General features: G+C 38.9%; 16 protein-coding genes and 1 pseudogene. 12 read left to right on the forward strand and 5 right to left on the reverse strand.

The genetic code is table 11. The annotated features are described in order from the left end of the window. Positions 1–246 precede the first annotated feature (246 nt). The 7 genes from M3206_RS17235 (at position 247) to M3206_RS17265 (ending at position 8112) form a co-directional block, all read left to right on the forward strand. Entirely contained in the window at positions 247–1389 is a 1143-nt protein-coding gene (locus tag M3206_RS17235; protein ID WP_251313750.1) for a GntR family transcriptional regulator, read from the forward strand. 217 nt (positions 1390–1606) lie between these two features. Continuing rightward, positions 1607–2905, forward strand: a complete 1299-nt coding sequence (locus M3206_RS17240) for an ABC transporter substrate-binding protein (RefSeq protein ID WP_251313751.1) — start codon at positions 1607–1609, stop codon at positions 2903–2905. A 375-nt stretch (positions 2906–3280) separates the two neighbouring features. After that, positions 3281–4180, forward strand: a complete 900-nt coding sequence (locus M3206_RS17245) for a carbohydrate ABC transporter permease (RefSeq protein WP_251313766.1) — start codon at positions 3281–3283, stop codon at positions 4178–4180. Positions 4181–4193: 13 nt separating this feature from the next. Beyond that, a complete protein-coding gene (locus M3206_RS17250; protein WP_251313752.1) occupies positions 4194–5027 on the forward strand; it encodes a carbohydrate ABC transporter permease in 834 nt (277 codons plus the stop codon). A gap of 34 nt (positions 5028–5061) precedes the next feature. Next, a complete protein-coding gene (locus tag M3206_RS17255) occupies positions 5062–5940 on the forward strand; it encodes a sugar phosphate isomerase/epimerase family protein (protein ID WP_251313753.1) in 879 nt (292 codons plus the stop codon). A gap of 20 nt (positions 5941–5960) precedes the next feature. Continuing rightward, positions 5961–7067, forward strand: a complete 1107-nt coding sequence (locus tag M3206_RS17260; protein ID WP_251313754.1) for a Gfo/Idh/MocA family protein — start codon at positions 5961–5963, stop codon at positions 7065–7067. 64 nt (positions 7068–7131) lie between these two features. Next, complete coding sequence (locus M3206_RS17265) at positions 7132–8112, forward strand: Gfo/Idh/MocA family protein (protein ID WP_251313755.1); 981 nt, start codon at positions 7132–7134, stop codon at positions 8110–8112. A gap of 148 nt (positions 8113–8260) precedes the next feature. Here the strand turns inward: M3206_RS17265 and M3206_RS17270 are convergent, their stop codons facing one another. Further along, positions 8261–8794, reverse strand: coding sequence for a VUT family protein (locus M3206_RS17270; protein ID WP_251313756.1), 534 nt, complete (start codon positions 8792–8794; stop codon positions 8261–8263). Positions 8795–8946: 152 nt separating this feature from the next. Between M3206_RS17270 and M3206_RS17275 the strand changes: the two genes are divergently transcribed. After that, complete coding sequence (locus M3206_RS17275; RefSeq protein ID WP_251313757.1) at positions 8947–9294, forward strand: VOC family protein; 348 nt, start codon at positions 8947–8949, stop codon at positions 9292–9294. 29 nt (positions 9295–9323) lie between these two features. Here M3206_RS17275 and M3206_RS17280 read toward each other — a convergent pair whose 3' ends face one another. The 3 genes and pseudogenes from M3206_RS17280 to M3206_RS17290 all read right to left on the reverse strand — a co-directional run bounded on the left by M3206_RS17280 (position 9324) and on the right by M3206_RS17290 (position 12009). After that, entirely contained in the window at positions 9324–10652 is a 1329-nt protein-coding gene (locus M3206_RS17280; RefSeq protein WP_251313758.1) for an alpha-glucosidase/alpha-galactosidase, read from the reverse strand. Positions 10653–10685: 33 nt separating this feature from the next. Further along, a pseudogene (locus M3206_RS17285) lies at positions 10686–10958 on the reverse strand (carbohydrate ABC transporter permease); the annotation flags it as partial. Between the two features lie 28 nt (positions 10959–10986). Further along, on the reverse strand, positions 10987–12009 hold the full coding sequence (locus tag M3206_RS17290; protein ID WP_251313759.1) for a LacI family DNA-binding transcriptional regulator: 1023 nt from the start codon (positions 12007–12009) through the stop codon (positions 10987–10989). 432 nt (positions 12010–12441) lie between these two features. Between M3206_RS17290 and M3206_RS17295 the strand changes: the two genes are divergently transcribed. From M3206_RS17295 to M3206_RS17310, 4 genes are all read left to right on the forward strand, one after another. Beyond that, positions 12442–12846, forward strand: a complete 405-nt coding sequence (locus M3206_RS17295) for a hypothetical protein (protein ID WP_251313760.1) — start codon at positions 12442–12444, stop codon at positions 12844–12846. A 110-nt stretch (positions 12847–12956) separates the two neighbouring features. Further along, positions 12957–13409: a phosphotransferase enzyme family protein gene (locus tag M3206_RS17300; RefSeq protein WP_251313761.1), complete on the forward strand. Its 453-nt coding sequence runs from the start codon at positions 12957–12959 to the stop codon at positions 13407–13409. Positions 13410–13481: 72 nt separating this feature from the next. Continuing rightward, on the forward strand, positions 13482–13976 hold the full coding sequence (locus M3206_RS17305) for an Lrp/AsnC family transcriptional regulator (RefSeq protein WP_251313762.1): 495 nt from the start codon (positions 13482–13484) through the stop codon (positions 13974–13976). After that, a complete protein-coding gene (locus M3206_RS17310; protein WP_251313763.1) occupies positions 13973–15136 on the forward strand; it encodes an aminotransferase in 1164 nt (387 codons plus the stop codon). Before M3206_RS17305 ends, M3206_RS17310 begins: the two co-directional genes overlap by 4 nt. Before the next feature lie 215 nt (positions 15137–15351). Here M3206_RS17310 and M3206_RS17315 read toward each other — a convergent pair. Next, on the reverse strand, positions 15352–15545 hold a 194-nt coding region (locus M3206_RS17315; protein ID WP_251313764.1), incomplete at its 5' end, for a transposase.

Here is a 15545-nt window from a genome sequence, read left to right on the forward strand (position 1 = left end):
TTCAATTCATTTTTTGCGCTACTAAGTAGGGAGTAGCTAGTTCTCCAGGCTACGTATAACTTCCCCACGCTACATTGGAATCCTCTCAGGTTTTCCAGAACGTTACCTTTGTCCAGTACCTTTATGAACCAAGTCCAATGTCCAGTTCTTTATGACTAGTGCAAAAATATAATTTCTTGTCGTATGGTAATAAAGATGTTATATATATAATTGATATAACAACTATAACAAAAAGGTGAAAAACAAATGAATACTCCCTTATATGAAACCATTTATGACCATATCATTAATCAGATTAATCAAGGTCTTCTCAAACAAGGAGATCGAGTTCCTTCTGAAAAAGATTTGGCTGAAGAATTCAATGTTAGTAGAATTACGTCAAAAAAAGCGTTAGACTTACTTGCGCAAAATAAAATTATTACGCGGTTAAGGGGTAAGGGCTCATTCGTATCGGAGGATCAAGCAGATAAACTTGAAATTCGAGCACCCAAGTCAAAGTTAACGGATATTAAATTAATTGGATTTATAATACCTGATTTTGATGACGCCTTTGGATCAAATCTTATTAAAACCATTGAAGAAAAGTGTTTAGAAAACAATTGTCACTTGATTATCAGACGTACAGGAGGACAGATAAAGGAAGAAGAGAGAGCCATTAAAAACCTCGTACAATTCGGAGTAGACGGACTTATTATTTTTCCGGTTCAAGGGGAACATTACAATGCTGAATTATTAAAATTAGTTTTAACAGATTTCCCTTTAGTTTTAGTAGATCGTTATTTAAAAGGTATCCCGGCAAGCTCGGTATGTACAGATAATCGGTCAGCAAGTGAAAAGATAACGAATTATCTATTCTCTATGGGTCATGAGGATATTGCGTTTTTATCACCGCCTCCGACTGGTACATCAACAATCGAAGAACGGGTTCAAGGATTTAATCAAGCCTATTCAAAAAAGGGGATCAAATTAAATCCGAAATTCCAATTAAGTCTTAATAATAGCTTGCCTCCAGAACGTGATAAGGAAAACTCAAGCATTTTGATGGGTCCCGATTACCAAGCAATCAAAGATTTTATTCAAGAAAATCCTACGATAACGGCTTTTATTGTTTGTGAATATGGTTTGGCTCTGTTATTGAACAAGGTAATAAATGACTTAGGGAAAAGGGTTCCTGAAGATTATTCGCTTGTATGTTTTGATTATCCTGAGAATTATTTTGATCAACCCGCTTTTACACATTTACGTCAACACGAGCAAGAAATGGGAAGCAAGGCTGTTGAGTTATTAATGATGCACTTTAAAGGTGAGAAGATCCCAGAGTTGACGAAGTTAGATTATTCATTAGTCGAGGGATTATCGACAAAAGTCAAAATCAAATCAAAGATATAAAACACCCCACTTAAGGGGTGTTTTTTTGAATATTCAAAAAATATATTGACATATAATGTTTCGGTTAGTAATCTATTGATATATTATTAGTAAATAACCTAAGTTGTTATTATCAATAACATATGATATGTAAGCGCTTAATTAAACTGGGCTTCTAGAAGTACATAATAGATTTAGTCAAAAACTAGCATTTTATTAAAAATGAAGGGGGATTAACATGAAGCAAAGCAAAAGAAGGGTTGGATTACTAGCATTTGTTTTCGTTTTAACATTCTCAATGCTTTTAGCTGGATGCTCATCAGATTCAAGTAGTTCAAAAGGAAACGGAGATCAAACAACCGTTACATTTTGGCATCCTATGACAGATGTTACGGGGGAAGCTGTTGAAGAAGTCATAAAAGCTTTTGAGAAAAAAAATCCCGACATCAAAATAAATGCTGTTTACACGGCAAATCAGGGTGAGGGACAGAATGAAAAACTACTAACGGCTGTTTCAGGAGGAAATCCACCAGATGTTGCTTACTTTGATCGGTTTGAAATCGGTTCTTGGGCAGCGCAAGGTTCATTAGAGGATTTGTCTAAGCTAGCTGAAGAAAGCGGAGTTACGAAAGATACGTATTACCCATTTGCATGGGAAGAGGCGAGCTACGAAGGGAAATTATACGGAATGCCAACTACAACGGATTCCCGGCTTGTTTATTATAATAAAGACCATTTTAAAGAAGTAGGATTGGATCCTGAAAATCCACCGAAAGATATTGCAGGATTAGAAGAAGCAGCTGAAAAATTAACGATTAAAAAAGGAAAGAAGTTTAAGAGAATTGGCTTTATTCCATGGTACGGCCAAGGCTGGTTATATGGCTGGGGCTGGGCGTTTGGAGGAGATTTCTATGACCCTGAAACAAAAACTGCAACAGCAAATGATCCAAAGGTCGTTGAGTCGCTGGAATGGATAGCTGATTTTGCTAAGAAATATAATGTCGAGGACATCGCTGGATTCACGGATTCTCAAGGTTCAGGTGCAATGGATCCTTTCTTATCGGGGCAGCTAAGTATGAAAGTAAGCGGACCATGGGAAGTATCTGCTATTAAAAAATTCAAACCCGATTTAAATTACGGTGTTTTCCCAATGCCGACTCCAACTGGAGAGAATCATACTACGTGGTCAGGCGGTTGGTCAGTTGTTATGCCTAAAGGTGCAAAAAATAAAGAGGCTGCATGGGAATTTATGAAGTTCTTTAGTGGTGAAGAAGGGCAAAAAATCTTTAGCGGAATTGCTAGAGATTTCTCAGTAATCGATTCTGTCAATGAAGAACTAGGATATAAAAACGACCCGATTCTAAAAGAATTTGTTGAAATTCTACCTAACTCCCATCATAGACCAGTTATGACACAAGGTTCATTGTACTGGAATGAACTAGCAAGTGCCGTTGAAAATGCGACGCGAGGAAATGGTACACCAAAAAAATTGTTAGATAAGGTAAATGACAAAGTGAATAAAGAGCTTAAAAAATAAAGAATGAGGGGGAGGTTTACCTTCTCCCCCTTTTTTTTAAAAGGCTCTTTTCTAATAGATTGTTGCTTTCGAATCTTATTTTTATTGACTTCATTGATAGTTGATTGGAGAGAAAGGTGCGAGACTCCTGCGGGACAGGCTGGCAGGTGAGACACTTAAGAGTGAAACGTTCGAATGTGGCTCATCGCCTGCCCCGCGGAAAGCGAGCATCCTGTAACGGAAATCAACTACTCCCAAATGTAACAAATTTTACGAAAACAGCCTTTTAAAAAGGTGCTTACACTATTAAAGAAGGGGAGGATGAAATTGAAGGCAAATGCGCAAGTCGTTGAACAAATCGAGTCCCCAAAAACACCAACTGGCAAGCAATTAAAAATTGTTCCCAAAAAGAAAAAATCGAAATGGGGACAATACAAACACGGACTCTTATTTGCATCTCCATGGATTATCGGCTTACTTGTTTTTTATGCAATCCCATTGTTCTCATCGATTTATTTTAGTTTTACAACATACAGTATCCTTCAGCCAGGAGAGTTTATCGGCTTAGAGAACTATAAAGAACTCATGCACGATCCGTTATTTTGGAAATCAGTCTATAACACCGTTTACTTTGTGATTTACTATGTACCATTAAGCATCTTCTTTGGTGTTGCACTTGCCATGTTGCTAAACATGAAAGTGAAAGGTATGGCTGTTTATAGAACCATCTTTTTCTTACCAACACTTGTTCCACATGTGGCCCTTGCCGTTTTGTGGATGTGGCTATTAAATCCAGGATTCGGTCTTGTGAACGGCTTTCTAAATTCAATTGGAATTGATGGCCCAGCGTGGCTCGGAAGTGAAACGTGGTCTAAGCCATCTCTTATTTTGATGTCATTATGGGGAATCGGACAGGCAGTCGTTATTTATCTGGCAGGCCTTGGTGATATCCCAGAAGACTATTATGACGCTGCAGAAGTAGATGGAGCAAATTGGTTTCAGAAAACCTTTCATATTACTCTTCCCCTATTAACACCCGTTATCTTTTTTAATCTTGTAATGGGGATTATCGGTGCTTTCCAGCAATTCACTTTACCTTATGCGTTAACACAAGGACAGGGGACGCCTGCAAATTCGTTAACCTTTTATGTTATGTATCTATACGATAACGGCTTTAAGTTCTTTAAAATGGGTTATGCCTCTGCAATGGCATGGATTCTGTTTGTGATTATCATGGGATTAACTGCATTTGTGTTTCTTACATCTAAACGCTGGGTCCATTATCAAGGTAAATAAGGAGGCAGAAACCATGGATGCAACAATGAAAAAGAAAGTTTCCCGTTACTCCGCACATATCGTCCTCATTACGGCATCAATTTTCTTTATGATCCCGTTTGTTTGGATGGTATCCACATCATTAAAGCCGTTGACACAAATATTTTCATTCCCGCCAGAATGGATACCAAAACCAGTGGAGTGGAGCAATTACACGAATGCGATGTCTTACATACCTTTCTTCACTTATTTAAAAAACACCTTAGTTATTACCTTTGTAAGTACGATTGGGGTTGTAATTTCCTGCCCGCTTGTTGCTTATAGTTTCGCGAAACTCAGATGGCCAGGCAGGAATATTCTTTTTATCATAACGATTGGAGTCATGATGATACCTGGTCAAGTGACCATGATCCCGTTATTTTTATTATTTGAGAAGTTAGGCATGGTGGGAACACCATACCCATTAGTCATTCCTGCCTTTTTCGGTGTTCCTTTTTATATCTTTCTATTAAGACAATTTTTCATGGGGTTGCCTGATAGTTTAAGAGAAGCTGCAAAGATTGATGGAGCTGGCGAATTTCGAATCTACTGGCAGATTATGCTTCCACTGGCAAAACCAGCTGTTTTGGCAGTCGGTCTATTTCAGTTTATGGCTAGCTGGACAGACTTTCTGGGACCATTGCTTTATTTAACGGATTCCCTGCAATACACGCTTTCACTAGGATTACAGCAGTTCCAAAGCCAAAAAGGCTCAGAGTGGGGTCTCATGATGGCTGTATCAACCATGATGACTGTTCCTGTGATTATCCTATTCTTCTTTTTACAAAAAACATTTATAAAAGGTATTACATTCTCGGGTATTAAATAGAATTCTAGATTATAAAATAGTAGGAGGGTTTTATTTGAATAAGAAAATTGGGATGAGAATACCCCCGAAAATGGGGGAAGGCGGAATAGAGTCGGTTGCTAACTTGGCTTCAAGTATTGGGATAGAGGTCATAGATGTACCCTATTATAACCAAGAAGTAAAATCCATTTTAGAAAAGGAAGGTCTTGAAGTCGGCTCTATCGATGGACTAGGTGTGGTTGGTCAAACCAAGTTATTAAGTAAGGATGAAAATAGTCGATCTGAAGCGGAGGAAGCACTTAAACATCAACTGACCGAAGTTGCTGAGCTAGGTGGAAAAGTGATCTTCATGTGTCTGGTTCCAGAGGATCTTACGATGCCGCGTGATCATGCATTTGAAATTTGGAAAGAGACTTTTCCTCGTATCGTCAAACATGCTGAGCAGCAGGACCTCTATATAGCATTAGAAGGATGGCCAGGACCAGCACCTTATTATCCAACATTAGGCTGTACACCTGAAATACTTAGAGCTATGTTCCATGAGGTTCCTTCCAAACATTTTGGTGTTAATTATGATCCATCTCATTTAGTTCGACTTGGCATCGACCATTTAAGATTTTTAAGTGAATTTGGAGAGAGAGTTCATTATTGTCATGGGAAAGATACTGAAATATTACATGATGAGTTATATGAATGTGGGGTTATTCCAGCCACTTTTGGTGCAAAATACGATTTTTCAGAAGGCTCATGGCGTTACACCATTCCAGGACAAGGTGACGTTGATTGGGGAAAGGTCGCCGTGCGTTTAGAAAAAATCGGATATACGGGTCCAGTCAGTATTGAACTAGAGGATCATCGTTATTGGGGATCACTCGAAAAAGAGCGTCAAGGAATCATAAAAGCAAAAGAACATCTTGCAGTATATTTTAAATAATTCATATGGGGAGGAAGAAAATGTCTAGAACAGTAAAAGTAGCTATTGTCGGTTGTGGTGGGATTGCAAATGGGAAACATATGCCAAGTTTATCAAGGCTAAAAAATGTTGAGATGGTTGCATTTTGTGATGTGCTTGTGGAAAGAGCTCAAAAAGCAGCAGCGGAGTATGGCAATAAGGATGCAAAAGTTTATGACAATTACCAAGCGTTATTGAAGGATGAGTCCATCGAGGTCGTTCACGTACTCACTCCGAACGATTCCCATGCGGAAATTTCTGTAGCAGCCCTAAATGCCGGCAAGCATGTTATGTGTGAAAAGCCAATGGCAAAAACGTCAGAGGAAGCTCGTCAAATGGTGGAAGCTGCTAAACGTTCAGGCAAAAAACTGACGATTGGCTATAACAACCGTTTCCGTCCAGACAGCCAGTATTTACATAAGGTATGTGAACGAGGCGACCTGGGAGAGATTTATTTTGCGAAAGCACATGCGATTCGCCGCAGAGCAGTACCTACTTGGGGAGTTTTTCTTGATGAAGAAAAACAGGGAGGCGGCCCGTTAATTGATATCGGTACACATGCTCTTGATTTGACCTTGTGGATGATGGATAACTATAAACCAAAATCGGTTATGGGTTCGACTTATCATAAATTAAATAAGAAGAGAGATGCTGCGAACGCTTGGGGCCCATGGGATCCCGATAAGTTTACTGTTGAAGATTCTGCATTTGGTTTCATCACAATGGAAAATGGTGCCACGATTGTTTTAGAAGCAAGCTGGGCATTAAATTCTTTAGATGTGGATGAAGCAAAGTGTTCACTGAGCGGAACAGAAGGCGGAGCCGATATGAAGGACGGCCTAAGAGTAAACGGAGAAAACTTCGGTAAGCTTTATACAACTAATGTTGATCTAGGTGCTGGCGGAGTTGCATTTTATGATGGGAAATCAGAATCAGATGCTGATTTAGAAGCCCGTTTATGGATTGATAACATTATCAATGACACAGAACCTGTTGTGAAACCTGAACAAGCATATGTCGTGACTCAAATCTTAGAGGCAATCTATGAATCTGCAAAAACGGGGAAAGCCGTTTATTTCCAAGAACAACCGAATCTTGTTTCAAAATAATGAACCTTCCTAATAAATTAAAGAGATCGTGTAAAAAAATTCTTTAATGAGAGAAGGAATATAAGTGGAAAACGTAAAAATCGGTATTATTGGTACAGGTGGTATTTCTCATGTACATGTTAAACAGTTGGGAGAATTAGAGAACGCGACAATCGTAGCGGTTGCAGATCCCAATCCTAAAAACAGAGAGGTATTGATCGAGACGTTCAATCTTGAAGAGGTTCGACAGTTTGACGACCACCTTGATATGCTAGACAACATCCCGATGGATGCGGTGGTTATTTGTTCACCACATACCCTTCATTTTAGACAAGTGGTCGATTCCATTAACCATAATTGTCATGTGCTGATTGAGAAGCCAATGGCTTGTTCACTAGAAGAGGCAGAACAACTTATCAAATTGGCCAAAAAGGAAAACAAAGTTCTTCAAGTTTCTTATCAAAGACATTTTGAGCCGGCCTTCCTTTATATCCGTGATGCCATATCAAATGGAACCATTGGAAAACTCACATCCGTAACCGCTTCTCTCTATCAGGATTGGAAAATGCTGACCAGTGGGACATGGCGCCAAGATCCATCGTTATCGGGTGGAGGAATGCTGATGGATTCTGGAAGTCATATTGTAGACGTACTATTATGGACTACAGGGTTAAAACCAATTGAAGTTGAATCCAAACTGGAGCAGCATCAAACACCTGTAGAACAGGATTCATTTTCGACGATACGATTTGAAAAAAATGTTGTGGCAGGGCTAAATATTGTTGGGAATGCTCCATGTTGGCATGAAACATATGTTTTTTGTGGAGAAGATGGTGGCATTTTTTATGATAACGGGAAGATCGTTCTTCGTCAGAATGGTAAAGATCCCGTTAATCCTGAACTCCCTCAGCAAAAGACGAATCCGGATAAAAGTTTTATAGCTGCAATCCTTGGTCATCACGATGTAATGGTGCCTGGAGATTTCGCGAAAGAAGTGGTAAAGCTGACTGAGAGAATCTATCAAGCCGCAGGATATAAGGCTGTACCTCCATTATTAAAGGATTAACGTTCGCACAACAAGTAAGAAAAAACATCTCCCCCGATAAATGAGGTAGATGTTTTTTTCTTGCAAAAATAACCAGTAGAAGAAAAGATTAAGACAGCATCCGAACAATAAAGAACTCGCTAAAACAATCATTAGCGAGTTTTAACGTTTAATTGGAAGTAAGTTCTTTGAACGTGTTTTGTTTCCGCATAATCATAGAAATAAAGACTTGAATGAGTAGTTTCACTAAGTATTGTCCAAGTATCGCATAGGGTACGAGATCCCAAGATAAGAAACCAGCACCAATCGGTGATAATCCCACGATAACAAAGATCGTAGAATCTACTAGACTAGAAACCGCTCCACTGTATAAGACACGTTTATAAAAGGGAGCATTCATTCTTGAATAGATCTCCGTATCAATCGACTCTGAAAGAACGAATGTTAAGGCAGAAGCAGCTGCGATATAAAGTGTATCTCCCAGTAAATAAGAAGTTAATGCTGATGCTAGTAGAGCAATAGCAATCACACCATATGTTTTTTTCTTACCAACCTTTCTTTGTACTAGGTCTCTTAGTATGAAAGTAAGGCCAATAAAAAAGGTTCCATAAGGGATGATTAATTTACCAGCCACTAATGGCATGGTTGACGCTGTGACAACATTGGCCGTCACGATTACCAGTAGGTAAAACAAAATATTCATCTATTATTCCTCCATTGAATGTTTAGATGGTCTGACAAAATATGAAGTTTCCTATAAGATTATAAATATATTTGATGTGTACCGCTACTATGGATTTAAAAAGGAACGAACTAACTTTTTGGGGTTTAATTAAAAGAAGGGGCGTGAGCATCATGAAACTAAATCATATAAACCTGACAGTGACCGATGTTTCAGCATCTCGTGAGTTTTTAGAAAAGTATTTTGGATTGAAATGTGTAGGGAGCAGAGGAAAAGCTTTTGCAGTGATGATGGATGATGGTGGTATGATTCTGACTCTAATGAAAGGGAAGAATGTTAAGTATCCAGAGACTTTCCATATTGGTTTCCCACAGGAGAATAAAGAACAAGTTGATCATATCAATCAAAGATTGAAAGAAGATGGATTTGCAGTAGAGCCTCCACAAGAGTCACATGGGTACACGTTCTATGTGGAAGCACCAGGTGGATTCATGGTGGAAATTTTGTGTTTGATCAATTAAGCCCGGACAATGTCCGGGCTTATATATCTTTACGATCTTGCAGCTATTACTCTATCACTCGTAAACTTCGGAAGCCATTCTCCGTGTGCTTCCATTAAGTCATCACATAAAGAGATAATATCATCCATCGATAATTCCGAAGCTGTATGAGGATCAAGCATCGCTGCCTGATAGATGTATTCCTTTTTCAAGGTCATAGCGGCTTCGATGGTGAGCAATTGCGTGTTAATATTGGTACGATTTAATGCCGCCAATTGTTCTGGAAGATCTCCTACATAGGTTGGTGTGATGCCGCTTCGATCCGCGATGCATGGGACTTCAACACAGGCTTTCTCAGGAAGATTACTAATCAGACGGCCTGTATTCAACACGTTCCCGCCAAATTTAAATGGAACATCTGTCTCAATCGCCTCAATAATCCGTGAACCATATTCGTGAGAACGAACATGATCCAATGCCTTATTATTCACCAAGTCGTCTTTCATAGCTACCCATTGGTTAATTTGGTTTTCACAACGGCGCGGATATTCATCCAAAGGAATATTGAATCGCTCGATTAATTCAGGGTAATTCGATTTAATAAAATACGGATGATACTCGGCGTTATGTTCAGAGGATTCGGTAACATAATAGCCGAACTTATCCATCAACTCGAATCTAACCATATCTTCATGCTGCCTTTTTTGTTTTTCACGGGCTCTGCGTTTAATCTCAGGGTACAAATCAACGCCATCCTTACTTACTTCAAGCAGCCATGCCATATGATTAATCCCAGCAATCTTTTCCTTTACACCTGTTCGATCCATTCCTAATGCATCGAACAAATCCCTCGTACATACCTGAACACTATGGCATAAACCAACCGTGTTAATACTTGTAAATCGGTTCATAACACCGGTCAAAACAGCCATTGGATTCGTGTAATTCATAAACAATGCCTCAGGACAAACCTCTTCCATATCCTTTGCAAAATCAAGCATCACAGGGATTGTACGTAAGTTTCGGAAAATCCCGCCGATTCCTACTGTATCTGCTATGGTTTGTCTTAATCCATATTTCTTTGGAATTTCAAAATCAATGACGGTACTTGGTTTGTAACCACCAACTTGGATGGCATTGATCACATATTTTGCTCCATTTAAAGCTTCCTTCCGATTCATGTAAGACTTTATGGTAACATTTTTCGCAAGGCTTTCTTTTAAATTATTGAGCATTTGCTCTGAATCCCGTAAACGCTGCTCATCAATATCGAATAATGCAAATTCAAATCCGTCCAACGCGTCAACCAACATACAATCTCCAAGTACATTTTTCGCAAATACCGTACTTCCTGCACCAAGAAATGTAATTTTAGACATATCGTAACCTCCACTATGAATGTTTTCGAACATTTAACCTTTAACTGATCCAGATGCTAATCCTTTAACAAAGTGCTTTTGTAAAGCTAAGAAGAGCACAACCATTGGCAGTACAGCCATGATCGCAGCGGCTGCCACTAGATTCATCCGACTTGCATTTTCACCAAAGAAACCAGCCAGTGCGACCGTAATCGTTTTAACCTCTTCAGCTTGGAGGAAGAAAATCGCAAACTGATAATCATTCCAAATGAACACACAAGAAATGATCAGTATTGAAGCGGTAACAGGCTTCAATAAAGGGAACAAATAACCACCTCCTTAAAAGTTTAACTTCTTATTTTTTTACACAGCTTTCCCTTACGATTAATTCTGTTGGTAGCGTGATCTTTAATGGAAGTTCTCTTCCGTTTTTTAATCGGTCAAGTAAAAGTTTTACACCCGTTTTTCCCATTTCCCTCGTATGGACTCTTATTGTCGTTAAAGGGGTGCTAGTAAACTTTGCTGCTTCGATATCGTCAAAAGCGATAATCGCAACATCTTCCGGTACCTTGAGATTAGCTTCCTGTAAGGCTCTTAAAGCACCAATAGCCATGGGGTCACTGGCGATAAAAAATGCCTCGGGGAGATTGTCAGATTGTATGGCCTTTTTCATCAGTTCATAGCCATGGGCCATTGAATACTCTCCGATAAATACAGTATCGGGATTATATAATTCCTTTTCTTTCATAAATCGTTCAAATGTTGTTTGTCGTTGATCTTCGGAGTTGAATTTTTTATTTTTTATATGCTCCTTCTCCCGGCCACCTATATAACCCATTTTTTTGTATCCAGCTTCTAAAAAGTACCTCAAAACCTTTTCCGTCGCTCTTTCAAAATCAATGACTACTGCATCGTAAAGGTCTTCGTTAGGGGAATGATTGACGTAAACGACATTTTCTACTTTACTAATGGCCTTCAACGCTGATTCTTTCAGCCGCCCGACAACCACCAACCCGTCAAGGGTGTCCATCATTTCATTTGTTTCCGTTTCATGTAACCGAAACGTTACTGCTTTGACTCCTTGTCTGACCAGTTCCATCTCAATTCCTTGACGAATGGAAAAGAAATAGGGATCGCTGAACTCTTCGTCGAGTGATTGACATACGATAATCCCCACTGATAAAGCTTTTTTTGATTCCTGCTGTTTTTGCTTCATTCGCCTTTCTAAAATAGTTTTATAACCAAGCTCTTTTGCAACTTGAAGAATGCGAGCCTTTGTTTCAGCTTGTACAGAAATCGTTTCATCATTATTTAAGACTCTCGAAACAGTTGATGCAGATACTTGAGACTTGTCCGCAATATCCTTGATTGTAGCCATCTGTAAAACCTCTTTATCCCTCATTTAGTAAATCTAAATAAAAATTTTCATGAAATTTACTAAATATTTTACTTTTTATGTTTTATATACTAACACCTATAAAAGGGGCTTTCAATAAGTTTTCTGTATTTTCGGAAAATAATTAATGACAAGATCCCTTTGTTTATTCTAAAATACGACAAAACTCGATAAAGGTTTTAAGGATCTCTCAGTAAATTTTTTATTAAAAGCTAAGAAAATTTACTAAATAATTTGTGGGAAAATAATTGGGAAAGGGTGTGGTTGGTGGGTACCACCAGGCAAATGGGGGTGTATCCGCTCTTTTAAATTTATTACACAAGAAAATTCCAATAGGGTAATTAACTGCTTAGGAAGAATAAATAATGAAGTATGATAAGGTTTGCTTTTAATAAGAAATGATGGAGGAATTTAATGGAGGGATCAACCAAAACCTTTGATGAGACACGATTGGTTTCATTTTTATATGACAAATATCATTTAATTGCACCACTAAGTTGTAAGCTTCTACGAAGTAGTTTTAATGACCACTATATTATCCAGACTACTACGAAGAAGTTCATTTTAAGGGTGTATTTGAACGGTAAATATTATTTACGCAGCAGTGATGATATACAATTTGAGTTAGATTTGCTTCGTTACCTCTATTTAAATGGTCTAGCCGTCATACCTCCCGTTGTTAATAAAAATAACGAAACGATAAGTGTCATTACCAATAATGGAGAAAATCATTATTTAGCTCTATTTCCATATGCGGCGGGTAAACCAATAGATGAAAGTTTAACGATTGAACAAGCTATGAAACTAGGGTATTATTAGCAAATCTGCATTTGACTGCACAATCATTTCAAAGCGATTTTTCTAGGGGTCATTTAAACGCTAAGAGTCTTATCGAGGACCCTTTATACCATATCGAGAAATACACTAACATGTTTGGTTTTGGTGACATTTCCTTCTTCAATAAATGTTTTAACAAACTTATAGAAGGATTGAATGAACTACCTAAAACCCATCAAGGGTACGGGATCATTCATGGTGATCCGAATCCATCCAACTTTTTTTATAGCGAGGAAGATGGATTTTCACTTTTCGATTTTGATCATTGTGCATATGGATACCGGATTCATGATTTAGCCGTAATAAAACGAAGTTTCCCAGAGAACGTTTTTGGAGCTGTCCTAGATGGATATAAAAAATTGAGACCCTTACAAGCTTTTGAAAAGAACTACATAGAAACGTATTCGAATATTTTATTGGTGACAAAATTCAGGGATATTTTCAATATGCTGGAGATAAAAAGGGCTAGTTTGGATAATATGAAGATAGTTGCTCTTCATGCATACAACACGATAAAGGAAATAAATGGAACTCCCGAAAATTGATAAGGTAAGTGGCTTAATACAGAGGGTTTGTTATAATGTTCAGCATATTCTACTAAAAGCGAGTTGATTGATTTGGATTCTACAGAACGCGAACTGTTGCAATTAATTGAAAAAAACGGACGTCTAGAAACAGCGACGATCGCCAGGTTAATGGGTATTTCAGAAGAAGAAACTCAGGAAATCATAGAAAAGCTTGAAAAAGAAAAAGTGATTCTCGGTTACTCAGCTATTATTGACTGGACGAAAGGGACTGAAGATGGAGCGGTAACAGCCATGATCGATGTGAAAGTTACACCTAAGCGTGGTGTAGGCTTTGATAAAATAGCAGAACGTATTTACCGTTTTCCTGAGGTTAAAGCGGTATACCTTATGTCTGGTGTTTACGATCTGTCGGTATCGATCGAAGGGAAGACGATGGCTGAAGTCGGACGTTTTGTTTCTGAAAAACTATCGACTTTAGATTCGGTTATATCTACAACGACTCACTTCATTTTGAAGAAGTACAAGCATGACGGTATTGTATTTCGTGATAATGATGAAGATAAACGCATAGTGGTGTCGCCATGACAACGTCAAACTATTTATCAAATACCGTTCAATCGATTCAACCATCAGGGATCCGTCGTTTTTTTGACCTCGCTTCCTCTATGGAAAACGTGATTTCTTTAGGTGTAGGTGAACCGGATTTTGTTACACCTTGGAATGTAATAGAAGCCAGTTATCATTCACTAGAGCAAGGCTATACGGCTTATACTGCCAATGCTGGTCTGTTGGAGTTAAGAAAAGAGATTGCTCGCTATATGAAAAGACGCTTTGGTGTTACGTATAGTGCTGAAGAGGAGATGGTGGTAACCGTTGGTGCTTCACAGGCGATTGATCTCGCATTGCGTGCGGTCGTGAATCCAGGTGAAGAAGTCATTGTCGTTGAACCAAGTTTTGTATCTTACGCACCAACCGTCACACTGGCAGGCGGAGTGCCTGTTCCGGTGAATACGTACAGCGAAGATGATTTCAAGCTTCAGCCTGAAACGATTGAAGCTGCCGTAACCGAAAAGACGAAAGTCCTTATGCTATGCAGTCCCAATAATCCAACAGGCACGGTGTTGTCGAAGGGAGATTTAGAAAGGATTGCGGAGGTCGTGGAGAAACATGACCTGCTCGTTATTTCAGATGAGATATACGCGGAACTTACGTACGATGAACCCTATACAAGCTTTCCTGCTGTGAGAAATATGCGAGACCGCACGATCTTAATTTCTGGATTTTCAAAAGCATTTGCTATGACAGGCTGGCGATTAGGCTTTGCCTGCGGTCCTAAAGAGATTTTACAAGCTATGCTAAAGATCCATCAATATACGATGATGTGTGCGCCTACCATGGCTCAGCATGCTGCTTTTGAAGCACTCGTTAATGGACAGAAAGATGTAGTGAGAATGAAGGAAAGCTATCGCCAGCGTCGGAGTTTGGTCATTCATGCATTAGAGGATATGGGTTTATCCTGCCATGTACCAGGTGGTGCCTTTTATGTATTTCCTTCAATCAAAAAGACAGGACTTTCATCTGAAGAGTTTGCTGAACAGCTTCTGATGAAAGAGCAGGTTGCTGTTGTACCGGGAAGTGTTTTTGGTGAGAGCGGTGAGGGACATGTCCGGTGTTCTTATGCGACATCCGTTCAAAAGCTTGAAGAAGCGATGCGCCGGATCGACCGGTTTTTAAAGACGATATAAATATCTTGAAAGTGGGGCTGACTTGGAGTGTAAAAACTTTGAGTTCAAGCCCTTTTTTATATCAAAAGGCTCTGTTAAAGTTTAATGTTGTTATCATCAAAAAAATAGAACTTCCGAGGAAGTTCTATCAGAACGTAGACAAACCCCATCTCAAATCAATTTGAGATGGGGTTTGTTCGTTACCTATTCGTTTTTCAGGGATTTTTAGACCTTTATTACACTGGACATGGCCCTCGCCATGTCCAGTTTGCCAGTTTTTTAAGGTTCATGGCAGCGAAAGTGAGCATCGCGTGCGCGGAAACTTTTTTGAGCCCTCTGAGCTTCGTCCATCGCATACCATGCTTTTCTTTTGCATCAGCGAAAACCCGTTCAATCGTTTCTTTGCGCTGTGCATATATTTTTTTATTTT

This window comes from Fictibacillus phosphorivorans, assembly GCF_023715845.1.
GTDB lineage: Bacteria > Bacillota > Bacilli > Bacillales > Fictibacillaceae > Fictibacillus > Fictibacillus phosphorivorans_D.

Excerpts from the sequence above, each read along its gene's own strand:
- M3206_RS17235 (WP_251313750.1), top strand. The coding sequence starts at position 247 with ATGAATACTCCCTTATATGAAACCATTTATGACCATATCATTAATCAG.
- M3206_RS17240 (WP_251313751.1), top strand. The coding sequence starts at position 1,607 with ATGAAGCAAAGCAAAAGAAGGGTTGGATTACTAGCATTTGTTTTCGTT.
- M3206_RS17250 (WP_251313752.1), top strand. The coding sequence starts at position 4,194 with ATGGATGCAACAATGAAAAAGAAAGTTTCCCGTTACTCCGCACATATC.
- M3206_RS17260 (WP_251313754.1), top strand. The coding sequence starts at position 5,961 with ATGTCTAGAACAGTAAAAGTAGCTATTGTCGGTTGTGGTGGGATTGCA.
- M3206_RS17270 (WP_251313756.1), bottom strand. The coding sequence starts at position 8,794 with ATGAATATTTTGTTTTACCTACTGGTAATCGTGACGGCCAATGTTGTC.
- M3206_RS17275 (WP_251313757.1), top strand. The coding sequence starts at position 8,947 with ATGAAACTAAATCATATAAACCTGACAGTGACCGATGTTTCAGCATCT.
- M3206_RS17280 (WP_251313758.1), bottom strand. The coding sequence starts at position 10,652 with ATGTCTAAAATTACATTTCTTGGTGCAGGAAGTACGGTATTTGCGAAA.
- M3206_RS17290 (WP_251313759.1), bottom strand. The coding sequence starts at position 12,009 with ATGGCTACAATCAAGGATATTGCGGACAAGTCTCAAGTATCTGCATCA.
- M3206_RS17295 (WP_251313760.1), top strand. The coding sequence starts at position 12,442 with ATGGAGGGATCAACCAAAACCTTTGATGAGACACGATTGGTTTCATTT.
- M3206_RS17300 (WP_251313761.1), top strand. The coding sequence starts at position 12,957 with ATGTTTGGTTTTGGTGACATTTCCTTCTTCAATAAATGTTTTAACAAA.
- M3206_RS17310 (WP_251313763.1), top strand. The coding sequence starts at position 13,973 with ATGACAACGTCAAACTATTTATCAAATACCGTTCAATCGATTCAACCA.